Raw genomic sequence first — 22,599 nt, forward strand, 5'->3', positions numbered from 1 at the left:
TTTTGTAATCATTTTGCGAATAAATGGAATCACCTAGCGGTCTAAACCAATTCGGCCTGCGTTCAAGCCTGCAACTAAAATGATGACACCAAGTAATATACAAAGCGGGTTGGTGGATACTGTACCGGCCATTATGTAAAAGAAGTTCATTACTAGCGCGAAGAAAGTTGCAGCTGTTGTCAAGCAGCCAAGAATTAAACCAAGTCCAACAAGGAATTCACCTAAAGGAACAATGGTATTAAAAAGGTGTGCATTCGGAAGAGCAAAGTGTTGTAAAAATCCAACATAAGTAGAATAGACGATACTGCCGTCTGGACCTTTATAGGATATCGCGTTATGATCCGGTTTTAATTCGAAATTACAAGCGAATTTTTCCACAAATAATATTTTAAATTTTAATAAAAAATAAAGTAAATATGGAAAAACAATAGGGAGTCGAAAAAATGAGAGGATATGTACTTTCGATTTGGAGTTTACTCGATCCCATTTACTATTTCTGTTCAAACCTTACATACCTTCCCTGTAAAGGAACTGAAGCCAATATTATTAGGATTAAACTGACAAAATATAAAGGAAGGAGTGTTTGCCTTTCTGATGGGACACAAATAAACAAACAGGATAAATTAATAAAGATTCACCTTCATAATGTAAGATTATTGAAAGAATTAAAGGACATCGAAAGTGAACTTAAAAAAGCGAAAATTATATACCGATACGTTCAAAAGTCTTTACCTGACTTAGAAAATTATATTAGAAATTATTTTCATTCACATGAGATAAAAGGAATCATAGGTATTTCCCTGTTAAATAAAGGCTGTGAACGGCTTGGTTTTGAGATTATTGACATATCCAATCCTATTTACAAATGGTTTAAATGGTTTGCTTTTATGCCAATCAGAATTCTTTCGAGTTCAAATAATACAATTTGGCAAATACTTAGGAACCAAAAACCTATTTATTTATTTATGTCAACAGATAAATTATCAAAAATGTATAGGAATTATAAAGAATAATAATTAAAAACCATATTTTCTTTAAAAAAATAAAAGCTGCTAAAAAGATAACAGCTTTTCATCTTATATTGCTGTAAGTGATTTGTTTTCTGCAGTTACTAACGATAATTCATGGAGAGTAATTTCAGGCCGGCTCCCAATACGTATATTTATACCTGTTTGGCCTAGACCTTCACTAATATAAAAAGGTTTTCCATCCTGCATATGGAATCCTTTTATAATATTCATTCTTGCAAGTCTACCCATTTTTAAAAGGTGATAAGCTTTTGGATAGCAGATTTGGCCCCCGTGGAAATGGCCTGCCAATAAATAATCAAAATGGTACCTCTTCATGTGAAGGACAATATTTGGATCATGGGTTAATACAAGGTTTGTTCCTGGTTTTATCCCCTCGTAAGAAACTTCCATGTCGCTCCGTTTTGTGCTAAAGTCATCGATGCCAATAATATTAACTCGATTTCCCGCTACAGTAATCATGTCATTTTCATTTTGCAAGACTTTGCAGTTATATCGTTCAAGTGTTTCTACTAATGTTAGTAAGTTACTATGGCGAAGCATATAGTCATGGTTACCTAGAACGGCATAGATACCCTGTTTTGCCTTTAACTTATTTAGTATTTTTAAATAGGGGACAAGCTTTGGAATGGTGCGTTTATGGTCGAGAAAATCTCCAGTCAGAGCAATTAAATCAATTGGCTCGTCTTTTAACTTCTCATAGAGTTCAATTGGAGAAATGGATATATTTTCAAGATGTAAATCGGACAGTTGAAGAATATTTAATTTCGGTCCAAATTGGTTTGTTAATCCTCCATTGATCTTTATTTTATTAACCACGATATCTTTCGTGTTTTTATAAGCCATTCTTATTAAATAAAAAAGGAAAACTGCTATGATTATTAATAATATTATTTTCAAATTCAAACACTCCCTCACTCAAATTATACATGAAAACGGCTGCCATCTTTACAAGCAATAGATGGCATTAGTCCCATGGAGCAATCTTCCATACTTTTATTGTTTTAGAAGAGAAACAAGTAGTAACTTGCTGTTATGAAAAATAGTGAATAGAAACACTTTGAACAGGAAAAATAACAGCAAGAAAGAAAGGGGAAAATTCTTCTTTCATACGATTGGTGACAAAAAATGAAAAAATTATTATTTGTATTCCTGGTAATATTCTCACTAATAGGATGGATTTGGCAAGATATAGAAGCAGGGAGAAAAGAGATACAAAAAGCGAAACAAAGCCGAATTCATAACGGGGACTTTCAGCTGTATACAGATGGACGTGATTTATATAAAGCTCTTTTTTCAGATATTCGGAAAGCCAAAAAAAATATATATATTCATTTTTATGTCATCGAAAAAGATGCAATTAGCCAGAAATTTCTTACACTGTTAAAGGATAAGGCAAAACAAGGAGTAGAAGTAAAACTGTCGGCCGATCGAATCGGTAGTCACAAAATTTCAAGATCTATGATAAAGAGCTTACAAAAGGCTGGAGTCCAGTTTGCCTTCAGTGGAAAAGCAAATTGGCCTTACTTTTTTTACACGCTGCAACATCGTAATCATCGTCGAATTGCTGATTTAGACGGTACTATCATTTACGTAGGCGGCTTTAACATGGGAAAAGAGTATTTAGGAAAAGATAAGAAGATTGGAAATTGGAGGGACTACCATGTTCGAATCAGCGGTGATGGGGCACAAGACATGGAAAGGCAATTTTTGCAGGATTGGAAAAAAGATACGGACCAAAGGGTCACTTTTCATACAAACTCTTTGAAAAAAGGAAGTACTCGTTATCAGTATATATTTTCAGATGGCAAAGGTTTGGCTGAGCAATATAAAGAAAAGATCGAGAAGGCAAAAAAGTCACTTGTCATTGCCACGCCGTATTTTATACCAGGTAAGGACATGACAGAAAAATTGCTGCAAGTGAGAAAACGGGGGGTATCTGTAAAGATTTTGGTACCGATTGAAAGTGATGTACTTTTCATGAAACAAGCCGCTTATCCATCCTTACGGGAACTGTTGAAGCATGGAGCGGAAATTTATTTGTATCAACACGGTTTTTTTCATGGGAAAGTTATGGTTATTGATGGAAAGTTCGCTGATCTTGGGACGGCTAATTTTGATTCTCGAAGTTTTTACCTTAATAATGAATCAAATTGTTTTATTTATGATGGGCCCATTCTCGCTGACATTCAAGAACAGCTGGATAAAGATTTCCGACGGTCAAAGCGTATTTCAGAGTCCTATTTTGAAAAATTGAATTTATGGGATCGATTTTTGGAGCATGCATTTTCGGTTATTTCTTATTACCTTTAATTCAAGAAGTTCAACATTTTATTATCCACACCACTAAGCCTTGTTATTTGTTTTTCAAAAGATAAACCTCTACAATATATTTATCTTTAATTAAAATATTCTTAAAATGAGGCAAATAACTATCTTCTGAAAAGAAATTGATTTTGAGAAATGCATCTATAATGGAATGTTGGAGGAGTACAAATTGAAGGATGTTCATATAGAAGAACATAAAGGTATGGAAATTGGACTTTATACATTAGCAGATTTAGGACCGGATCCTCATACAGGTAAAACGGTAACTGCCAAACAACGGATTGAAGAGATTATCGAAGCTGCAAAAATGGCTGATGACGCGGGGCTTGATGTATTTGGTGTGGGAGAACATCATCGGCTTGACTATGCAGTATCAGCACCGCCGATCGTTTTGTCGGCGATTTCCCAAGTCACAAAACGAATTAAGCTGACAAGTGCTACCACTGTTTTAAACACGATTGATCCAGTTCGCTTATTTGAGGATTTTGCCACGCTTGATCTTTTATCAAATGGACGAGCCGAGATTATTGCGGGGCGGGGGGCTTTTATAGAATCTTTCCCTTTGTTTGGGTATGATGTCAATCTTTACGACGAATTATATGAAGAAAATATCGAGCTTTTCCAGGAATTGAATGCTAATAAGGTAATTAGTTGGGAAGGGGAGTTTCGTTCATCATTGCAGGATGCTGAAATTTCCCCGCGTCCAGTACAAAAAAGTATTCCAATATGGGTAGGAGTTGGTGGTACCCCTTCAAGTGCAGCCCGAGCAGGCAGGTTAGGTTTGGGTTTAACCTTGGTTATATTGGGAGGAGATCCAATCCGCTTTAAACCACTTGCTGATGTATACCGCAAAGAGGCTGAACAAGCTGGTCATGATCCTGCAAATTTACAGATTGCTGTTACGGGACATGCTTATATTTCTGCAACGACTCAGCAGGCAAAAGACGAATTCTATCCTTATTATTCAAATTACTGGCGCTACCTTAATCGTCAACGTGGAATGAGTACCCAGATGTCGAGAGAAGATTTTGAACGTTTGTCAGCGCCCGAAACAGCATTATTTGTTGGAAGTTCGCAGCAAATCATTGAAAAAATACTTCATCAATATGAGCTTTTTGGTCATCAGCGCTTTATCGCCCAAATAGACATTGGCGGTATGCCATTTAAAAAGGTTGCCGAAAACATTGAACGATTAGCAACAGAAGTAGCACCAGTCATACGTCAGGAAACGAGTAAATAAACATCCTAATTGCTGCGAGCGCTTATTTTTTCAATAAGTAAAAGTGAACATAAAATATGCAGAATGCGGAAAACTAGAATTTGAAAACTGGTGCTTATATTTCTGAGGAGGTTTTAGATGGAAAATACAGAAAATCTAACTCAATTGCTGCGGGAGTATGGCTATCCGGAAGAATCAATCCGCCGCTTTTTGAAGGATACTGAACATATAAGCTATGAAATGGCAAAAAAAAGAATCATGCCATATCAAGATATTACGGCAGAAAGGGACTAGACAGGAAAATAATCACTTGCAGCTGGGTAAAAAACATAAAATAAGCAAAGCTCCAGGCAATGAGTCCACTGGAGCTTTTTTATCTTTACATCCAAATTGTCTTTGCCAGGCTCCTCATTTTTTTAAAAGCAAAACTTTCTTTAGGGCTTTGACTACTACTTTTGGATCCAATATAAAACAAATTTACAATGGTGAAATAGTAACTGCCGTTGGTTTTCAATGTGTAGATCTTCTAATACAAATGCATGACCATATCTTGGACAGAACTTCAGATCAGCTTTCAGATATTTCCACTCAAATGGAGAATATAGATCCTCATTCATTACGTATACCCCATTCCGTTATTTGTAACAAATCAAAGTCACAATAGGACTTCTCTTAATGTAATCTTAATAGTATGCAAAAGAAAATTAACATTTAAAACCCTTCGATCACGATATTATAAATGTATGAATTTATAAATATAGTAATAGTAGTAACTTTTTTTGAATATAAGAACTGCTGTTTCTTACTTCATCGTTATCAGTTAATAGTTTTTATGAAAAGGGGATGACTTTCATGTTGACATTATTATTTGGAATCGGTGGCTGTATTTTTATTATTATTTTTACATTATTTATACTAAGAAAACCAGAACAAAAATAGTAAATCTAAGTTTAATATTTAAAAAAGAAGCGGGCGACATTTCGCCCGCTTCTACTATTATGAGATTTTATTCAGTACTTGTTCATTTTTCCGTTGTTTGCGATAGATGATTTCGTACACAACAGGAACAACAATCAGTGTCAAGAAGGTTGATGTTGTCAGCCCGCCAATTACAACAATCGCTAATGATTGGGAAAGAAGGGCGCCTTCTGAAAGACCAAGTGACATTTATGGACAAATAGGTACTTTTGCCAATGAAGGAGATTATGAAGAATTTTATTAACGTTGATAAAGAAATAGCGGCTTTATACAGTATTGACGCAGTAAAAAAATGGACTGACGTCTTCTCCGGAAAGTGTTTATCCTCTCTAGATGCACTTCAAGCGGAGTTTGCAAGCGGTGAACCGCGTGAAACATGGCAGGAGCCTTACTGCTGTATTTAGACAAACAAAGCGATAATGATGAGTGGAAATTTTGCTGCGCAGGCCTACGTCCTATTTTTGGGCACTTTGAGAATATGGAGACCATGAACAGCTTAGTAGTTTTTTATACTGCAAGTAGCTCCTTCTACATTACTTCTTTTTAATGTTATTTCTTTTCTAGAATTGCTTTAGGCATTTTTTTAGAAATGATAAAGATGGTGATCATCGAGATAATAAGAATATAAATTCCATATAAGCTTATTGAGAACCATTTGTTGTGAATGAGGTTTGCACCAGCAAAGGAAATAATAAAAATGTTTGGAACTTTTCCAACTGCAGAAGCGAAAAAGAATATTTTCCAATCAACTTTACTTAACCCACAGGCTGAATTGAAGACGGGGGCAGGAAGGACTGGAATTAACCTTGCTATTAAAATCGTTATGAATGACTTTCGATTTAGAAGTTCCTCATATTCTTGTACTTTTGGATATTTCTGCAAGGTTTTCTGTGCCCAATCTTTGAATCCATATCTACAAATAAAAAAGAATAATATCGTTCCGATCATCGCTCCGGAATATGAAATAAATAACCCTTTGGTTGCTCCAAACAATGCCCCAATCATTCCTGCTAGAACCGTAAAAGGAACAATAGGAAAGAACACACAAATAGCAGCTAACAGCGTACTGATTAGAACCGCATTTGTACCATCTTGTTTAATTACTTGAATAAGGCCATCTTTTTGGGTAAATCCAATGAGGATGATTGAGAGGACGATAAGAATACTGACGATTTTTTTCAAAAGCTTGCACCTCATTAGTTTTTCATAGTTCTATTATAAATCTTTTTGAAAAATTTTTAGCCATAATATTATAATTTTTTCCCCGAGGGTAGTATATTTTTAAATGGCAGACAAAATGAGCAATGGCTGCATTGCTCTGTTTACGTGGTCATAATTTCACTCGACAACCCCAAACTCAATGATTTTGACATCTGCGGTAACCTTAAATTGAGCACTTTTATAGCTCTCCTGCCATTTGTTAAAATCAAAATTTCGTGTTCTGGTTTTGGCAATATGGCCAAAGCCGACCGGGTCAATTTCTTTTTTTTGAAAATCCTTAATCATTTTCGTACATTCTTGGGCAACTTGTTTTTCCAGTTGTTTCTCGATTTTATGGATCTCGCCCTTTTTAAGGGTCCTGTCTTGATGCTCGGTTAGAAACCCATTTATTTTAATTGTAACTGCAAATTCATAGGGATTCCTTTTTGTCAGTCTGATTTTATTCTTTGATTTAATGCTTTTTACAGTGGATTCTCCATGCTTATCCTTTACCTCTACTGAACCCATGGTGTGTTTGTCGACAAGGAGCTTGAAATAAAACATTTTGTTCTCGCTGAGAATGTCAACCACTTTTTCATCCTTGAAGAGGGCTATCCCAGTTATGGTAACTAAATGAGAATTAATCTTCTTGAGCAGAGGCAAATAAGGATCCTGCCCTTTTTGGTAAAAAGTAGCCAAAAAGCGATGAAGGTTGGTTAAAGGCAAATTTTCTCCTTTCATATTATGTTTAATTAACTGTGTAAGGTATGCGGCATTGCCACGGTCTCCATATTTACCTTCAAAAATATCATTTGCTTTTCCATCCACTACAGCTAATTGAACCCTTGAGCCAACACTTGGATCACGAAGGAAGACGTCAAGTATTTTAATGATTCCCTCACGTGCAACATCTTCTCCAAAAAAAGCAAGATCCAGACTTCCGCCGACAATCGGCTGGGAAGCTTTTTTCTGCATTTCGGATAGCAAATCTCTAATGACATTTCCTTTGGCGGTAAAGGTGAAATTTCCAAATGACTTGTCCGGTTTAAATACGGGGATCATGATACTTGCAAGCATTTGATCACCGCTTTTATCAACACCGACACCCGTTGCAATATTTACATCATCAATCACATTTTTTTGCACGCATCCAGCAAACAATATAGTGCAAATAAGTAAAGGCAGGATGAAGGGAACATTCTTCACTTTGATTTCACCTTCTTTTTAATGAGCAATGCTAAATAGAGAATGGGAGTATAAACATAACCTAAAGTAAAGCCAAATTTTGAGTCTAGGTTAAATAGAAGATTCATTCGTTCGCGCGTAGATATTTGTACCACGATAATCAGGCATAGCAATGCAATGAAAAGGACTGCTTTTTTTTGACTGACATGATAAACACGTTTGGCGACCCGACTGGCAACCCATAGTGAAATTGCGACATTGGGGAGAATGATGATGGTCCAATTCGCAATACCCAAATACTCGAACCTTTCAGCAATCGGAAGCCTGACAATTTTCCACATTTCCAATGTTGGCCAAATCGATCGATCAAGCAAACCGGCCGGGAAATAGGCAAAGCTAATAACGGCCAAGCCTGTATAAAAAAAGGTGGTTGACAAAAGCCCGATATGAACCCATTTTTTTGATTGCTCAGGTTTCTTAATAAAAGGATAAAAAAATAATAATGTGCCAAAGCCAAGATAACTAAATGACATATTGTACCCACTTTTTATCATTTCGATAAAGGTATGGTCGATTATAGGAAGCAAATTGGTAAAATCCGCATACCTTAATGCAAATCCGAAGGAAAACACTAAATAGGAGGGAATGATAATTCCAAAAAAGGAAATTCCCGCAACTGTCCTGAATCCTCCAAAGACAATATAAATCCCTAAAAGTAAATAGACGATCGCAAACCAAAACGGACTGAAATCAAGAAACATCCATGTACGAATAATTTCAATCAGACCGCTAAGCGCCGCTGAACCAGCCAGGATAAAATAGAATATAAACACGGTATTTATGCTGTTTCCAATTATTTTTCCAAACAGATAAACATTGGCGTACATCACATCTCCATCTACAGCTTTGCAGATTTTATACATCATCCAGACAAGGATGTTGGTTGTTAATCCTGCGCTAATAACCGAAATCCAGGCATCATATCCGGCATCTTTGGCAATGATTCGCTGAAAACCGAGGACACCAATTCCTATCTGCATGGAAACGATCACATACGCGGCCATAAATGGTGATACTTGGAATCTCTCCTGAACGGCTCCCTGCATTTTTACTTCCCTGCCTTCCGTGATTATTCATCAATGTCTTTCTTTTTCTGGGCCTTTTCCTTGCTAAACCGGCCGGGGTCATTGGTTCTGAGAAACTGTGGACGGTTGGCCTGACTTTTAAATGGGAGCCGAAAGAGGGCATCCTTAAAGTCTCGAACTCTTAGCGGGAAGATTGGTTCCATAAATGGAAAGCCCAGCGAGGTAAGCCGCAGCAGATGGGTTAGTAAAAAGCAAAAAGCGATGGTGATCCCAAGCAATCCCCATAATTCTGCCATGAAAAGAAACGGAAAACGCAAGATTCGGATCGTATTGCTCATTTGGTATACAGGTGTTGTGAAGGAGGCAAGAGCAGAAAGGGCAATAAAAATTAATAGAACATTGCTCGTAAGCCCCGCTTCAACTGAAGCGGTTCCTAAGACAATACCGCCCACAATACCGATTGTCTGGCCAACCTTAGTAGGAAGTCTTGCTCCTGCTTCCCTTAATAGTTCGATTGTTACTTCCAAAAACAATACTTCAAGAATAGGCGGGAAAGGGACAACACGCCTTGAGGTAACTAACGTAACTAATAAGTCCTTTGGTATTAGTTGATAGTGGTAACTCACCAACGCAACATAAAGAGGTGTGATCATAATCGAAAAAGTAACGGAAAATAAACGTATTAATCTGATAAAAGAAGCAAGAATCCAGTTAAGAAAATAATCTTCAAATGAGTTAAAAAACTCTGTCAAAGAGGTTGGTCCGATTAAGGCTTGGGGCGAGCCGTCCACTAAAATCACAACTTTTCCTTCAGAAAGGCTGGATGTCACCCGGTCTGGTCTTTCTGTATCAAGCAGCTGCGGAAAAGGAGAATTCCCGTTATCTGAGATCAACTGCGTAAAAAATGAACTGTCAGCGATTTCATCCTTTTCAATATCGCTAATCCGCTGCTTAACAGTATTGATAATTTCCTTGTTTGTGATTCCATCGATATAGAGGACCGCTACCTTTGTTTTTGATAGTTTTCCTACGCTGAATTCTTCCGCTATTAATTCCTTAACAGGTAAACGCTTGCGGATCATGTTCATGTTTTGCCAGATGGCTTCGACAAATGCTTCTTTTGGACCAACTACGCTGAATTCAATTTCCGGGGCCGATACCGCTCGGACAATTTCTTTGTGCGAGGAGATAAAGGCAAATTTACTTGGTTCTCCTTCAAGCGTTAGCAGGACATTTCCGCCCAGCAGCTTTTTAGGGATATCCTCTGGGTTGCTCGACAGCTCTACATCAGCTACCGGAAGCAGCTTTTTAACGTCGGTTATTTTATGAAACTCTCCCTCAAGTAAAGGGGGAAGGGCATTATTGTCCAGCACCTTTTCTTCAACCAGTGAGATAAAAAAAGAAAAATAGAATTTTTTGCCAGACATTTGATTTACATAGAAAGTTTTTTTAAAGTCTGTTGATTGTGAAAGTTCTTTTTCCCAGTCTTCAACATGATTGTTTTTTTGTTCACTTTTTTCCTGCTTGCTATGTTGATCTTTTTGTTGATTTTCCGGGTTAGTTTTCTTATGCTTACGTTCTTTTTGTTTGAAAAAATTATCCATTTTTCGCACCATTTCAAATGTTTTCGTTTATTTTTACCGGAATTGGCAGGATTATCCCTTATAAAAGGAGTGTGAAATTTTTATTTTATGAAAAAAGAAAAACCCGCACAAATGGCGGGGTTCATCGTATGTCATTTTCGGATACAAATGGGGTAGCATAGTTAGATGTTGAAGAGAAAAGATCATTGAGGCCATTGGATTGGAAAACCTTTTAGGGGAAAGGAGTATAAAAAAGAAGATTGGACTTAAGTGTTTGAATCTTAACATTTTTCATCGTTTATAGAGAATAAAGGTCGATTTCCGTTTTGTTGAATGTTTTTCCCAATATTGGTGGAATGCCTCCAATACTTCTTTCGCAAATAAATCTCCATCTCCTTCCTGCCTAATAACGCCATAATCCAGCTTACTTTGATTAGTTGTACCACTAAGGTGTATACAATTTTCTAAGTCCAACTCAATATAGAATTGCACTTCAATTCCTTCCGGATTTTTTATGGCTGCGAGATAATTTCCGAATTCTTCGACGAGGACCTCGACAATCCATCCCTTTTGCGCACTTTCATTTAAAAATTCTTGATATAATCTGATAAAAGTATTAAAATCCATTTTGTTCCCACACATCCTTTACTGATTGTTGAACATTTATTAATTCCATATAATAAATCAACATAAGGCTGCATTTAATTGTGGAATGAAATGGTGAAGGTTCACTCTGCTTTTAATTCTTTACTAACCACTATATGCAACTTCCTAAACGAAAAGAAGATTTACATGATTTTGGAAATCTATGTGGTATACTAAACTTGTTTTGTTTGAGCTATTATAAATATTGACAGCAGAGGAGCGACCATTATGAAGATAACAATAAGTATCCAAGCCTTAAAATGGTTTAAGGATGAAATGGGTGTGGGAAAAGGAGACAACGTTAAATTTTATACTCAATTTTATGGCTCTAGTCCAGTTCAACAAAGTTATTCCCTCGGATTTTCAAAGGAAGATCCAATAAATATAATTGCAAGTACTGAATTGGATGGGATACTATTCTTTGTTGAAGAAACTGATTTATGGTATTTTGATGGCCACGATTTATCAGTAGAATACAATGAACAAGCTGATGAATTAGAGTTTAACTATATCAAGCCTTGAACATTTTTCATTAGGAAGCATTCATTATCCTTTCGTTAGGTTAGTATGTTTTTAAGGCTTTAATACCTAACCAAGATTTTAAAATAAATTCTCTAATAATGGAATAGATCCAAGCATTAGAAAAGAGCCTTTTAATGGAGTGAAAGGCTTTTTTCTAATTTTACAAAAAGGTCTTCACATCTGTAATATTAAGGTCATATGCCTAAACCAATTAAATGATAAAATAAAGTATATAGGTGCAAGCAAGTATAGGAGTGAAATAAAATCAAGGTAATTTTAATCCATGGATTTAGTAAGAATCCAACAGATATGAAACCGTTGGAACGTAACTTGGAGGCATTAGGATATAAGTGTATCGCCCCAAAACTGCCGTTGACTTTTAAAGAGTTTGACTATTCCGCATTCATTTTGGATGGAATTTTAGAAGAACTAGTTAAAATGAAGTTAGCAAAAGACGAAAAGGTTCATTTTGTCGGTCATAGCACAGGGGGATTAGTCATAAGGAAGCTTATTACTGAGACGAGATATGCTTCTAAGATAGGAAGATGTGTACTTATAGCGACACCTAATCGGGGAAGTAAATTGGCAAAGATCGCTGTAAATCTAAAGCCAATTGGAAAAATTTATAAAACACTCAAATCGCTTAACTACGAATACATTGAACAGACGAATTTTGCATCTGATTCTAATATAGAAGTTGCAGCGATTGGTGGAAATAAAAAGAACTTGTTATTAGGAAATTTGATTGATGATGAAAACGACGGACGTGTCGAGCTGAAGTCTGTTTATTACCCAGAATTAAAAGATTTTATCACATTACCCTATGGACACAACGAAATCCATCATCAATCGGAAACAGCGAAATGGATAGATGTCTTTCTGAAAACAGGAGAATTCCATAGATTGAATAAAGTTGAGGAAAACTAAGCTTTCTAGAAAGTTACTGTAATCAAAATACATGATCGAAAAGGAATAGAAAAGATGGAAACAAAAAAAATAATTCAACAAGGCCCACTCTTATCATTTGAATTCGCTTCATTGAAAGGTGAGATTACCCCACTTATATTTAGAAATCCACTGAAGGTGATTGCTTGCAATGCATTAGAAGATGTGCTGCCAAGCCTAGAACTTGTTCAGAATGCCATCAACGACGGCAATTTTGCAGCAGGATTTCTCACATACGAATGCGCTCCTGCATTTGATTCTGCATACAGGGTCAAAACAGGAAACGTAATGCCGATTTTATGGTTTGGCATCTTTGAAGGACCAGAACACGGATCACTCTACAGCAATGGTGCTTATTCAATTGCGAAATGGAGTCCATCTGTTAGTATGGATGAGTACCAGGCATCTATTAAGTCTATTAAACAATCAATCGAAAATGGTATTACATATCAGACCAATTATACAGTTCAACTTCACTCTCAATTTCAAGGTGATGATATTACTTTTTTTGGAAGGCTTAGAAGAGCACAAGCGGCTAATTACTGTGCATATATCAATACAGGAGAACATAGTATTTTATCTGCGTCGCCTGAATTGTTCTTTCACTTAGAAAAAAACACGATTACGACCCGACCGATGAAAGGGACAACGGAAAGAGGAAAATCACTTGAGGAAGATATAGCTAAGTCTCAATGGCTTTATCATTCCGAAAAAAATCGTGCTGAAAATGTAATGATCGTCGATTTACTTCGAAATGACTTAGGCATGCTTGCTCAACCTGGAACAGTGAACGTTCCGAAGCTATTTGAAATTGAACATTATCCAACCGTTCATCAAATGACCTCGACGATTACAGCCCAGATTAAAGAAGATACACAGCTTATTGATATTTTTAAAGCCCTTTTTCCTTGTGGATCCATTACGGGTGCCCCAAAGATTAGCACGATGGACATCATTGCTGATTTAGAAACAACACCACGAGAAGTATATTGCGGGGCCATTGGTTATATAACTCCAAATAAAGAAGCCATCTTTAATGTGCCGATCAGAACGGTTGTCATTGAGCAGCAGTCTGGTAAAGCAATATATGGTGTTGGGGGAGGAATTACTTGGGATTCTACAACTGAAGGTGAATATCAAGAAATCCTTACCAAGACTAGTGTCCTTGAGGAGAATCGCCCAGAATTTCAATTATTGGAGAGCCTGCTTTTAACTGGGGGAGAATATTTCTTAATGGAGGAACACCTCAATCGTCTTGAAAGCTCAGCAAAATACTTTGGTTTCTCATTTGATTCAGAGTATGTCATCAAAACATTAAGCGATTTTGCGTTTCAAAATCACTTTGGTATGTTAAAGGTTCGTTTTCTTTTAGAAAAAAATGGAGAAATGATCATAGAAGGACAACCAATTACCCAACTAAACACACCCATAAAGGTTATACTTGCTGACGAACCACTTGAAAAGAACAATTTATTCCTATACCACAAAACAACAAATAGAGAAATATACAATCGATTCCAAAGAAAGTTTCCTGATGTATTTGATGTTTTGCTTTGGAACGAAGATGGAGAAGTAACTGAATTTACGAACGGAAACATCGTTGTGGAAATAGACGGTATCTTGTGGACACCGCCTGTACAAAGTGGATTGCTAGCAGGCACATTTCGTGAAGTGTTAATGAAACAAGAAAAAATTCATGAAAAAATAGTCACTGTTGCTGACTTAAAGAATAGCACGAAAATATGGTTTATCAATAGTGTACGAAAATGGATAGAAGTTCAATTTGGCGGGCAGTGATTCTGTTCGTTTTTTTCTGTCAAGAGATTCATTAGGGCCATTTTTCAAAAAGTTGATGGAGGTCAATTCTTCAGATTAATAAAGGCAGTAAGATAAAAGCATAAACAAAAGGAGGAAAACAATATGACAACAGCAATATTCCAATTAGAACCATTCACATGTCCATCATGTATTAAAAAAATCGAGACACTGAAGAAAAAAGCTGGCGTGGAAACGGTTAATTGCTGCTAAACTTGTATAGAGGAATATCACGCCGAATTGTTACCGGAAAATAAAGTAGAATATGTGAAAAAGTTGAAAGAGGAAGGCCATGTAGTAGCAATGGCCGGTGATGGAATTAATGATGCACCTGCTATTGCGGCAGCAGATATTGGTTTAGCAATGGGAGAAGGCGGCACCGATATTTCCATCGAAACGGCTGAAATTGTCTTAATGAATGATAAGCTATTGCAACTGTCTCATGCTTTTCTACTATCTAAAAAAACGATTCATAATATGAAACAAAATATTTACTTTGCGGTGTCAGTTGTATTTGTCCTATTAATTGGGGTACTATTTGGATCCATTCATTTAGCATCTGGTATGTTTATCCACAAAGCAAGCGTGTTGCTTGTTATATTGAATGGGATGCGATTAATTAGCTTTAAGCAAAAGCGTAGAAATACCCAAGCTTTAAATAAGGAAGGGCCTAACATTATCTCAGAATAATATTTAAAACAGTGAACCTTTCCAAGCTATAGGCAGTTTCCATTATAGCTTGGAAATGATACATATACACAAGTTAACGATACAAACAGTAGATAATAAGGAAATCCAAATCTGACAAAATAGAAAGGAGAGGGGGAAAGTGGAAATGAAACATGCTTGTAATCATCATAATCATGCCCATACTCATGAGCCGAATCATTCATGTGTATCGCTGGTCCCAATTTTTAATCATCTAGAATATGACCAAATGGACGAGATCATGGCAACAGCGCAATCCGTAACCTACAAAAAGGGAGAAATCATTTACCATGCAGGCGACCAGGCTGACTCACTGTATATTGTAAGTAAGGGAAAAATAAGGATTTATCGACTATCTGAATCGGGTAAGGAGCAATTGGTTCGAATTTTAAATCCAGGTGATTTTACAGGTGAACTTGCTTTATTTAGGAAGGATCTTCATGAGTCATATGCGGAGGCAATGGGGGAAACCCAGGTTTGCATGATCAAGCAGTCAGAACTGCAAGAATTACTTTTGAAATATCCGTCTATATCATTAAAAATTCTTTCTGAATTTTCGAATCGACTAGAACAGTCTGAAAAACAAACAACGCGATTTGCAACTGAGAAAGCGGAAACACGGATCGCGCTTTTCTTAGCTGAATGTTTAAGTGATGATCAGTCAAAAGAGTTTGTATTGCCGATGAGTAGAAAAGATTTAGCTTCCTATTTGGGAACATCTCCTGAAACTATTAGCCGCAAGTTGTCAGACCTTGAAATCCAAGGTTATATCAAACAGAAGGCCCATAAAAAAATTGAGATTTTAGATTTAGATGGGTTACTAATGGTTTGAAAACAAACGTATATTTGGCTAGGGAGAATGATTAAAGCGTATCGAATTTGAAGAGCGGTTTCTCCACAAGAAAAAAATTTATAATTTATAAAAAGAAAAACCTGGTGTGATCTATATCACAATAAGCCATCCGACATATCTTTATAATTAATAGCAACAAAGGAAAAGGATGAGGGTGAAGAATGTGGATTACAATTTTAAATCACTTTATGATGAAATAGGTGGGCAAGAAACGATCGATGAACTCGTCAATGCATTTTATCCTCGTGTCTATGCAGATAAAGAATTACGGCCGTTGTTTCAAGGGGACATGGAAGAAATTAAGAGAAAACAACGAATGTTTTTACCGCAATTTCTAGGCGGACCTGCTCTTTACAGTCAGGAATTTGGACCTCCGGCAATGAGAGCGCGTCATCTTCCTTTTAAGGTAACTCCTAAAAGAGCGCAGTGCTGGCTTCGGTGCATGAAAGAAGCGTTTCATGAAATCGGACTTGATGAAAACCCTGCAGGCTTGGCATTTTATGACCGCTTGACTCAAGTTGCAGGAATTATGGTGAATAGTCCTGATATTAATTAATAAATTATTAAAAAAAAGATTCTCATCACCCTATTTTTGGAGTGGATGCGGATCTTTTTAAGTTAATTTCAACTGAATATCTAGTTATAGCTACTAATTCCATTTTAGGTGAAAGAGAGGTTGGTTCCCTCTAAGTTCGCATAATTTTAAACCTAACGGGGAAAATATCAAGGGTTAAAATTTAAAATGGAGGATGGTAAAAATGACTACAGTAACAGAAATTATGACTAAAAATGTAAAGGTTTGTGCACCACATGATTCTTTAAAAGTTGCAGCAGGAATTATGCGTGATATTAATTGTGGTTCGGTCCCAGTTTGTGAGGGGAAGAAAGTCATTGGGATGATTACCGACCGTGACATCGTAATAAATGCTGTGGCAGATGGTAAAGATATAAATAGCGTTCATTGTCATGATTGTATGACAAAGGATGTTATCACGTGTTCGCCTGACACTGACGTACATGAATGTGCCCGCATGATGGCTGATAATCAAATCCGACGTATTCCGGTTGTGCAAAATGGCGAAATGGTTGGTATTTGTGCGATTGGTGATCTTTCAACAGTTAATATTTATGTTAATGAAGCTGGAGAAGCTTTAAGTCAAATTTCTGAATCTACTCGGATGCAACATTAAATCTATTATATAAACGATTTGAAATTAGGTAATAGGTAATAATACCAAAAAGCCTTTCACATTTTTTTGTGAGTGGCTTTTTTGGTGTACATAACAAGGACGATTATGGCTGGCATAATCGTCCTTGTAGACGTTTTAATTACTTTATTGCCTTACTTACTTTTAGCTTTTTCCCTTTGATTGGTGTATTCTCCATGGCTTGAAGGACCAGTGAGCCTTTTCCATTTAGAATATCGACATAAGACAAATTTTCCTGAATGGTAATAATTCCAATATCCTCTGCGGTTACGCCAGGAATTTTTGCAATTGTTCCAACGAAATCGACGGCGCGAAGCTTTTTCTTCTTTCCGCCGCTGAAGTGGAGTTTCATGATATCTTTATTTATTCGAGCCGTTTTATTATTTCTCACGACACGACGGCCGCTGATCTTTTCTTCAAATGCCGCTTTTCCTCTAGCAACTTCAGCAGGACTAGGAGCTTCAACTTTAGGAATTTCAAAGCCGATGTATCTTTCAATGGCTTTAACGAATTTTTCTTCATAAGGTGTCGCAAATGTGATAGCTTTACCTTTATTGCCAACTCTTCCTGTTCTTCCTGTTCGATGAACATAGCTCTCTTTTTCCATTGGAACATCATAATTGATGACAAGTGACACATTATCAATATCGATTCCTCTCGCAGCTACATCGGTGGCTATTAGATAACGGAAATTTCCCATTTTGAAACCATCCATAACGGCAAACCGATCTTCCTGTTCTAATCCTCCATGGATTCTTTCACAAGAATAATTGGATGCTTCCAATTCTGAAAACACTGTATCTACATGTTCCTTGGTTCTGCAAAAAATGATACAGCTCTCTGGGTTTTCAACAACTGTAACGTCTTTAAGCAGAGAAATCTTTTCATCTTCTTTCACATTAATTAAACGGTGTTCAATTGTATCCGTCGTGATTCCGGTAGAAGCAATCTCGATATTAATAGGATCTTTCATATATTTATAACAGAGATTTTCAACATCCTTAGGTAATGTAGCAGAAAATACCATCGTTACTCTGTTTAATGGGAGTTCCTTTATAATTGCTTCTACTTCGTCGACAAAACCCATATTTAGCATTTCATCCGCTTCATCGATAATAAGGTACTTTGTTTTATCTAAAACGAGGGTTCCTCTTTCAATATGGTCCATCACCCGTCCGGGTGTTCCGACGACTACATGGGTTTTTTGTTGCAGTTCTTCTTTTTGTTTCGAAAAAGGTTCTTTACCATATACGGCCATCGCTTTAATTCGTTTCAGCCTGCCAATATTCGTAATATCTTCTCGGACTTGGACAGCAAGCTCCCGAGTCGGGGTAAGAATTAATGCCTGTGGCTTTCTTTCCTCCCATTCAATCATTTCGCAAATTGGTATACCGTAGGATGCAGTCTTGCCGCTCCCTGTTTGTGACTTTACAACAAGGTCGTGATTTTCTAGTGCTAAAGGTAAGACTTCACTCTGAACCTCAGTAGGAGTTTCGTATTTTAACACGGCAAGTGCTCTTTTTATTTCATTGCTTAAATTATAATCCTCGAAACCTTTTTTACTCATTTGTTAACCTCGTTTTTTTATATTTTCCGACTTATATAGGATTCTCCACAAAGAAATACCATATGCAAAATCTGACTATGGTTCATTATACTTGAAATGCAAGTAAAATACGCTTTTATTTCGGAAATAAAAAAAGCGAACATATAGTAGTAAATGTATCTCCATGGATAAAAGCAAATAAATAAGAAAGAAGTAATATCCCTAGGTAATTAAGTAAAACATAAAAAAATATATGAGAAAAGAGGCATGCAGGTAAAAACTGCATGCCTCTTTCTACTTTATCGTTATGAGTAAGGAAATTGGCTTGAATAGTTGCTAAATTGCTGGTATGCCTGATCAAGTTTTTGTTGTTCCTCTGCTTCAAGCTTATACCAGCCATTTTGAAACATTAGCGTATAAATCTCACGGCTGCTTTGATGTGTTTCATTAAGAATTTGCATCAGGTCAGCATGAAGTTGGTCGTGACTCGCTTCGCGAACAGCGGTGTTTAAGCTGTCCGTTAAATACTTACAAGTACTGAGACCATCATTAATAAAGTCGCGGTCGTTCATTTCCGGGCCTTTAACTTTTGGTAACTGCCCTGATTGTTGGTTTGCAATTTGATTGCTATTTTGATTTTGCTGAGTTTGCATTTACGCTACCTCCTTTTTTTTACTGCAAAGGCGTTTGTTGATTTGGTAGATTGGCTAATGCCGCATTGTTATTAACCTGCAGGTGTGGAAGTAATCTTTGATAGTGACTTTGGTGCATTTGCCCCGTTTTTTCAAGTGCTTGCTTTATTTGTGGATTGGTAACTTGCTGGGCCATATGATGGAATTTCTTACATGCTAGAAGCTCCCATGACAATACATCCTTAATGTAGAGCAAATCCTTTGTTGTGATCGCTCTGGGTGGAGTAGGAATCTGCGGCTGATTCATTTGCGATTGTTGTGTCTGCATTTGCATTGAAGGATCTCCTTTCATCTTTTATCGTTTATAGAATGAGCTAATCGGTGATTGAATATACCAGCTTTATATTTAAAAAGGTTTGCTAGCCGCATAATCCAAATAATGTAAAGAAAGCATAAGCTTATGCCGCTGTAGCAAAAGCTGAAGGTGTACACTTTTCTTACTTTAGCTGAAACAACTAAACGGAAAGAGTTAAAATAAAACCAATATACGAGAAATAAAAGGTATGCTGTGATTGTATCGGTGTTTACATCAAACTAAGCTTTCGTATTGAGGGATTTTTCAAAGGTAATTTTCCATTCATCAAATTTGGTTTTGGTTTTCCCAATGCAAAGCCTTGCCCTAGGTGAATACCAAGCTTCTGTAAAAATCTTAGCTCTGAAATCGTTTCAATTCCCTCTGCGATTACTACGGTACCGGATTGTTCAGCAAAATCCAATAATATTTCGACTAAATGCTGTTGAGTCGCATTTTCGTCAATGTTTCGAATCAGTGATTTATCAATCTTAATAAACTCCGGTTTTAAGTAAACAATTGTTTTTAAACTGTTGTATCCAGTCCCGGCATCATCCACCGCCATTCGAAAACCCTGCTGGCGATAATGATCAATTATTTTTTCAAACTGTTGATAGTCGATAACCGCCTCTTTTTCAGTAAGTTCTAAAACAACTCTATCAGGAGAGATATTATATTTAGCCAATAATTCTAATGTTTTTCCACTCTGATAATTCGGATCAGCAAGCACTTGTGCTTGGATATTTAGGAATATCAATTGGTCTTTATGCTCCTGTGAAATCATAATCTGATTTGAGAATCTTTCAATGGAAAGATGCCGTAAATAGCGTTCAACAAATAAGACATCATGACTCCTGCTGACAAAGTCATAAAACTTTTCTGTGGTTGGAAAAAGCGCTGTTTGCATCGGGCGGTTTAAAATTTCAAAACCGATTGTACAACCATCTTCCAGCGACAGAATGGGTTGGAAAACAGTATGAATTTTATCAGACTGAAATAGTCCTTTTAATTCTTCAGTCTTTCTATACTCCTGATAGAGCAATTTCCTTTGTGATTTTATAAAACCAATAAAATTAAACATTGTATGTACATTCATCGTTTCACCTTGTTGGATTATGTCGAATTTTTTTCTTCTACCACGATTATAATCTTTTAAATCTGTCTAATTATTAATATAGTGTGAAGTTTATGTTAAATTCGAAAATGTTGAATACATAAGGTAATTGGCGCGCCTCCAATTATTTACAGATTTTCCTTGAATGTTAAAGGTGAATAAAGTAAGATAAAAATACTTTAATTGAGAGGGTGACCATTAAGCAGATGATCCACTAAACCTGTTTTTAAAGAAGAAATTCGTGATATACGAAAATATTTCTGGATAGGTTTAGCGCAGGCTTTTTTATACAAAAGGAGAGTACAATAGTAATTGGTGTATTCTGACTCCTTATGAATTCCTTGCCTCCTGTCCAGAATGAATGGATAAGGAGGTTTTTTTATGACCAAAACAAATTCAGATATGTCGATGGGGGCATTGTTCCGTAATCAAGTAATCCGGACGATCCTGTTATCAGCACTATTCCTTCAAATCGGTATATGGGTTCGCAATTACTCCATTCTGTTATTCGTAATCGAGAAGACCCATGAAAATCCTGTAGCAGTCTCGCTTATTTCCGTAGCAGAATTTGCTCCGATTTTTCTATTTTCTTTCATCGGAGGTACATTTGCTGACAGGTGGCGGCCAAAAAGGACGATGGTCTGGTGTGACTTTCTTAGTGCTATTTCTATTTTTGCGGTATTATTGACGCTAATATATGGAAGCTGGAGGGTCATTTTCTTTGCCACACTTGTTTCATCGGTACTTTCGCAGTTTTCACAACCTTCGGGAATGAAGCTGTTCAAGCTCCACGTTAAAGAAGAGCTTATTCAATTGGGAATGTCCATGTACCAAACCTTATTCGCCGTGTTTATGATTCTTGGCCCAATTATTGGAACTTTTGTTTTTCAGCATTACGGGATTACAACAGCGATTTCGATGATGGGAATTGCCTTTTTACTTTCGGCAGCCGTTCTTTTCATGCTTCCTCCAGACCGCGAAGTCAAGGAGGATAAGGAGCAAACAGCCCTTATGCATGAAATGAAAGCAGGATTTAGCTATGTATGGAATAGTCGAGTACTGACTTTACTGGGAGGATGCTTTGCTGCAGCTGGTTTAGCAATGGGGCTGACCCAACCGATGGGGGTTTTCATTATTACCGAACAGCTTGGTTTACCGAAAGAGCAACTACAGTGGCTAATGGCAGCGTTTGGGATTGGGATGATTTTGGGGGGCGGACTAACAATGGGTTTTACAAAAAAAATCCCACCTCAAATCCTGCTTGCAAGCGGATTAGCAGTAAGTGCAATTGGTTTTTTTGTGATTGGATTTTCAGAACAAATGTGGGTAACACTGACCGCACAATTTATCAGCGGTGTGTTTATGCCAGCTATTCAAATCGGCATTAATACGATGATTTTGCAAAATACAGAGGAGGCCTTTATTGGACGGGTCAACGGTATTTTAAACCCGATGTTTATGGGGGCGATGGTGATCACCATGACCGGTAGCGGATGGCTGAAAAGTACATTCTCTCTCTTAACAATCTATGAAACCTCGGCACTTTTGCTTATTATTGGTGTCCTTACACTGGTTCCTCTATTTAAGCAGCCAACTATAGTATTAAAAAAAGAGGAAGAACTATAATGTCGGAGGATAATGGGTACTAGTAGG

23 protein-coding genes and 2 pseudogenes are annotated in these 22,599 nt (G+C 36.8%); 13 read left to right on the plus strand and 12 right to left on the minus strand.

What is annotated here, in order from left to right:
* Positions 1 to 36: 36 nt before the first annotated feature.
* Positions 37 to 303: pseudogene (locus tag JN080_RS29630) on the minus strand (DoxX family membrane protein); the annotation flags it as partial.
* 140 nt (positions 304 to 443) lie between these two features.
* On the opposite strand from JN080_RS29630, the gene JN080_RS09460 reads away from it, so the two are divergent.
* Positions 444 to 1,013 (plus strand): YkoP family protein, encoded by a 570-nt coding sequence (locus tag JN080_RS09460; protein WP_256235713.1) that lies wholly within the window; start codon positions 444 to 446, stop codon positions 1,011 to 1,013.
* A gap of 63 nt (positions 1,014 to 1,076) precedes the next feature.
* Here the strand turns inward: JN080_RS09460 and JN080_RS09465 are convergent, their stop codons facing one another.
* A complete protein-coding gene (locus tag JN080_RS09465) occupies positions 1,077 to 1,928 on the minus strand; it encodes a metallophosphoesterase (protein WP_256235714.1) in 852 nt (283 codons plus the stop codon).
* 228 nt (positions 1,929 to 2,156) lie between these two features.
* On the opposite strand from JN080_RS09465, the gene cls reads away from it, so the two are divergent.
* The 3 genes from cls (at position 2,157) to JN080_RS09480 (ending at position 4,869) form a co-directional block, all read left to right on the plus strand.
* The gene (gene cls / locus JN080_RS09470) at positions 2,157 to 3,341 is read left to right on the plus strand and encodes a cardiolipin synthase (RefSeq protein ID WP_256235715.1); all 1,185 of its coding nucleotides are present in this window, start codon (positions 2,157 to 2,159) and stop codon (positions 3,339 to 3,341) included.
* Positions 3,342 to 3,558: 217 nt separating this feature from the next.
* Positions 3,559 to 4,596, plus strand: coding sequence for an LLM class flavin-dependent oxidoreductase (locus tag JN080_RS09475; RefSeq protein WP_256235750.1), 1,038 nt, complete (start codon positions 3,559 to 3,561; stop codon positions 4,594 to 4,596).
* 117 nt (positions 4,597 to 4,713) lie between these two features.
* The gene (locus JN080_RS09480) at positions 4,714 to 4,869 is read left to right on the plus strand and encodes a hypothetical protein (RefSeq protein ID WP_256235716.1); all 156 of its coding nucleotides are present in this window, start codon (positions 4,714 to 4,716) and stop codon (positions 4,867 to 4,869) included.
* Between the two features lie 702 nt (positions 4,870 to 5,571).
* Here JN080_RS09480 and JN080_RS09485 read toward each other — a convergent pair.
* Complete coding sequence (locus JN080_RS09485; RefSeq protein WP_256235717.1) at positions 5,572 to 5,742, minus strand: efflux RND transporter permease subunit; 171 nt, start codon at positions 5,740 to 5,742, stop codon at positions 5,572 to 5,574.
* Between the two features lie 38 nt (positions 5,743 to 5,780).
* On the opposite strand from JN080_RS09485, the gene JN080_RS09490 reads away from it, so the two are divergent.
* Positions 5,781 to 5,957 carry a hypothetical protein gene (locus JN080_RS09490; protein ID WP_256235718.1) on the plus strand — a complete coding sequence of 59 codons (177 nt, stop codon included), beginning with the start codon at positions 5,781 to 5,783 and terminating at the stop codon, positions 5,955 to 5,957.
* 145 nt (positions 5,958 to 6,102) lie between these two features.
* Here the strand turns inward: JN080_RS09490 and JN080_RS09495 are convergent, their stop codons facing one another.
* The 5 genes from JN080_RS09495 to JN080_RS09515 form a co-directional block, all read right to left on the minus strand.
* The gene (locus tag JN080_RS09495; RefSeq protein WP_375141621.1) at positions 6,103 to 6,750 is read right to left on the minus strand and encodes a TVP38/TMEM64 family protein; all 648 of its coding nucleotides are present in this window, start codon (positions 6,748 to 6,750) and stop codon (positions 6,103 to 6,105) included.
* Positions 6,751 to 6,891: 141 nt separating this feature from the next.
* A complete protein-coding gene (locus JN080_RS09500; protein ID WP_256235720.1) occupies positions 6,892 to 7,959 on the minus strand; it encodes a Ger(x)C family spore germination protein in 1,068 nt (355 codons plus the stop codon).
* Complete coding sequence (locus tag JN080_RS09505; protein ID WP_256235721.1) at positions 7,956 to 9,044, minus strand: GerAB/ArcD/ProY family transporter; 1,089 nt, start codon at positions 9,042 to 9,044, stop codon at positions 7,956 to 7,958. Before JN080_RS09505 ends, JN080_RS09500 begins: the two co-directional genes overlap by 4 nt.
* 23 nt (positions 9,045 to 9,067) lie before the next feature.
* The gene (locus JN080_RS09510; protein ID WP_256235722.1) at positions 9,068 to 10,627 is read right to left on the minus strand and encodes a spore germination protein; all 1,560 of its coding nucleotides are present in this window, start codon (positions 10,625 to 10,627) and stop codon (positions 9,068 to 9,070) included.
* Between the two features lie 270 nt (positions 10,628 to 10,897).
* Positions 10,898 to 11,233, minus strand: coding sequence for a hypothetical protein (locus tag JN080_RS09515; RefSeq protein ID WP_256235723.1), 336 nt, complete (start codon positions 11,231 to 11,233; stop codon positions 10,898 to 10,900).
* A gap of 246 nt (positions 11,234 to 11,479) precedes the next feature.
* Here JN080_RS09515 and JN080_RS09520 point away from each other — a divergent pair, with 246 nt between their 5' ends.
* The 7 genes and pseudogenes from JN080_RS09520 to JN080_RS09550 all read left to right on the plus strand — a co-directional run bounded on the left by JN080_RS09520 (position 11,480) and on the right by JN080_RS09550 (position 17,284).
* Positions 11,480 to 11,773: a HesB/YadR/YfhF family protein gene (locus JN080_RS09520; protein WP_256235724.1), complete on the plus strand. Its 294-nt coding sequence runs from the start codon at positions 11,480 to 11,482 to the stop codon at positions 11,771 to 11,773.
* Positions 11,774 to 12,052: 279 nt separating this feature from the next.
* On the plus strand, positions 12,053 to 12,700 hold the full coding sequence (locus tag JN080_RS09525; RefSeq protein WP_256235751.1) for a DUF7379 domain-containing protein: 648 nt from the start codon (positions 12,053 to 12,055) through the stop codon (positions 12,698 to 12,700).
* A gap of 54 nt (positions 12,701 to 12,754) precedes the next feature.
* On the plus strand, positions 12,755 to 14,515 hold the full coding sequence (gene pabB, locus JN080_RS09530) for an aminodeoxychorismate synthase component I (protein WP_256235725.1): 1,761 nt from the start codon (positions 12,755 to 12,757) through the stop codon (positions 14,513 to 14,515).
* A gap of 237 nt (positions 14,516 to 14,752) precedes the next feature.
* Positions 14,753 to 15,223 (plus strand): annotated as a pseudogene (locus tag JN080_RS09535) (HAD-IC family P-type ATPase); the annotation flags it as partial.
* A 145-nt stretch (positions 15,224 to 15,368) separates the two neighbouring features.
* Complete coding sequence (locus JN080_RS09540) at positions 15,369 to 16,073, plus strand: Crp/Fnr family transcriptional regulator (RefSeq protein WP_256235726.1); 705 nt, start codon at positions 15,369 to 15,371, stop codon at positions 16,071 to 16,073.
* Positions 16,074 to 16,257: 184 nt separating this feature from the next.
* On the plus strand, positions 16,258 to 16,650 hold the full coding sequence (locus JN080_RS09545) for a globin domain-containing protein (protein ID WP_256235727.1): 393 nt from the start codon (positions 16,258 to 16,260) through the stop codon (positions 16,648 to 16,650).
* 202 nt (positions 16,651 to 16,852) lie between these two features.
* Positions 16,853 to 17,284: a CBS domain-containing protein gene (locus tag JN080_RS09550; RefSeq protein ID WP_256235728.1), complete on the plus strand. Its 432-nt coding sequence runs from the start codon at positions 16,853 to 16,855 to the stop codon at positions 17,282 to 17,284.
* Between the two features lie 139 nt (positions 17,285 to 17,423).
* On the opposite strand, the gene JN080_RS09555 is transcribed toward JN080_RS09550, so the two are convergent.
* The 4 genes from JN080_RS09555 to JN080_RS09570 form a co-directional block, all read right to left on the minus strand.
* Complete coding sequence (locus JN080_RS09555; protein WP_256235729.1) at positions 17,424 to 18,869, minus strand: DEAD/DEAH box helicase; 1,446 nt, start codon at positions 18,867 to 18,869, stop codon at positions 17,424 to 17,426.
* Between the two features lie 284 nt (positions 18,870 to 19,153).
* Entirely contained in the window at positions 19,154 to 19,501 is a 348-nt protein-coding gene (locus JN080_RS09560; protein WP_256235730.1) for a spore coat protein, read from the minus strand.
* Positions 19,502 to 19,520: 19 nt separating this feature from the next.
* Complete coding sequence (locus JN080_RS09565; RefSeq protein ID WP_256235732.1) at positions 19,521 to 19,814, minus strand: ferritin family protein; 294 nt, start codon at positions 19,812 to 19,814, stop codon at positions 19,521 to 19,523.
* 250 nt (positions 19,815 to 20,064) lie between these two features.
* Positions 20,065 to 20,928 carry an EAL domain-containing protein gene (locus JN080_RS09570; RefSeq protein WP_256235733.1) on the minus strand — a complete coding sequence of 288 codons (864 nt, stop codon included), beginning with the start codon at positions 20,926 to 20,928 and terminating at the stop codon, positions 20,065 to 20,067.
* A 399-nt stretch (positions 20,929 to 21,327) separates the two neighbouring features.
* Between JN080_RS09570 and JN080_RS09575 the strand changes: the two genes are divergently transcribed.
* Positions 21,328 to 22,572, plus strand: coding sequence for an MFS transporter (locus JN080_RS09575; protein ID WP_256235734.1), 1,245 nt, complete (start codon positions 21,328 to 21,330; stop codon positions 22,570 to 22,572).
* The last annotated feature ends 27 nt before the right edge of the window (positions 22,573 to 22,599 follow it).

It is taken from the genome of Bacillus sp. EB600 (genome assembly GCF_024494385.1).
Classification (GTDB): Bacteria; Bacillota; Bacilli; order Bacillales; family Cytobacillaceae; genus JAEVLT01.

Excerpts from the sequence above, each read along its gene's own strand:
- JN080_RS09505 (WP_256235721.1), bottom strand. The coding sequence starts at position 9,044 with ATGCAGGGAGCCGTTCAGGAGAGATTCCAAGTATCACCATTTATGGCC.
- JN080_RS09475 (WP_256235750.1), top strand. The coding sequence starts at position 3,559 with ATGGAAATTGGACTTTATACATTAGCAGATTTAGGACCGGATCCTCAT.
- cls (WP_256235715.1), top strand. The coding sequence starts at position 2,157 with ATGAAAAAATTATTATTTGTATTCCTGGTAATATTCTCACTAATAGGA.
- JN080_RS09485 (WP_256235717.1), bottom strand. The coding sequence starts at position 5,742 with ATGTCACTTGGTCTTTCAGAAGGCGCCCTTCTTTCCCAATCATTAGCG.
- JN080_RS09575 (WP_256235734.1), top strand. The coding sequence starts at position 21,328 with ATGACCAAAACAAATTCAGATATGTCGATGGGGGCATTGTTCCGTAAT.
- JN080_RS09555 (WP_256235729.1), bottom strand. The coding sequence starts at position 18,869 with ATGAGTAAAAAAGGTTTCGAGGATTATAATTTAAGCAATGAAATAAAA.
- JN080_RS09570 (WP_256235733.1), bottom strand. The coding sequence starts at position 20,928 with ATGAATGTACATACAATGTTTAATTTTATTGGTTTTATAAAATCACAA.
- JN080_RS09565 (WP_256235732.1), bottom strand. The coding sequence starts at position 19,814 with ATGCAAATGCAGACACAACAATCGCAAATGAATCAGCCGCAGATTCCT.
- JN080_RS09495 (WP_375141621.1), bottom strand. The coding sequence starts at position 6,750 with ATGAGGTGCAAGCTTTTGAAAAAAATCGTCAGTATTCTTATCGTCCTC.
- JN080_RS09520 (WP_256235724.1), top strand. The coding sequence starts at position 11,480 with ATGAAGATAACAATAAGTATCCAAGCCTTAAAATGGTTTAAGGATGAA.
- JN080_RS09515 (WP_256235723.1), bottom strand. The coding sequence starts at position 11,233 with ATGGATTTTAATACTTTTATCAGATTATATCAAGAATTTTTAAATGAA.
- JN080_RS09550 (WP_256235728.1), top strand. The coding sequence starts at position 16,853 with ATGACTACAGTAACAGAAATTATGACTAAAAATGTAAAGGTTTGTGCA.
- JN080_RS09490 (WP_256235718.1), top strand. The coding sequence starts at position 5,781 with ATGAAGAATTTTATTAACGTTGATAAAGAAATAGCGGCTTTATACAGT.
- JN080_RS09510 (WP_256235722.1), bottom strand. The coding sequence starts at position 10,627 with ATGGATAATTTTTTCAAACAAAAAGAACGTAAGCATAAGAAAACTAAC.
- JN080_RS09460 (WP_256235713.1), top strand. The coding sequence starts at position 444 with ATGAGAGGATATGTACTTTCGATTTGGAGTTTACTCGATCCCATTTAC.
- JN080_RS09560 (WP_256235730.1), bottom strand. The coding sequence starts at position 19,501 with ATGCAAACTCAGCAAAATCAAAATAGCAATCAAATTGCAAACCAACAA.
- JN080_RS09540 (WP_256235726.1), top strand. The coding sequence starts at position 15,369 with ATGAAACATGCTTGTAATCATCATAATCATGCCCATACTCATGAGCCG.
- JN080_RS09480 (WP_256235716.1), top strand. The coding sequence starts at position 4,714 with ATGGAAAATACAGAAAATCTAACTCAATTGCTGCGGGAGTATGGCTAT.
- pabB (WP_256235725.1), top strand. The coding sequence starts at position 12,755 with ATGGAAACAAAAAAAATAATTCAACAAGGCCCACTCTTATCATTTGAA.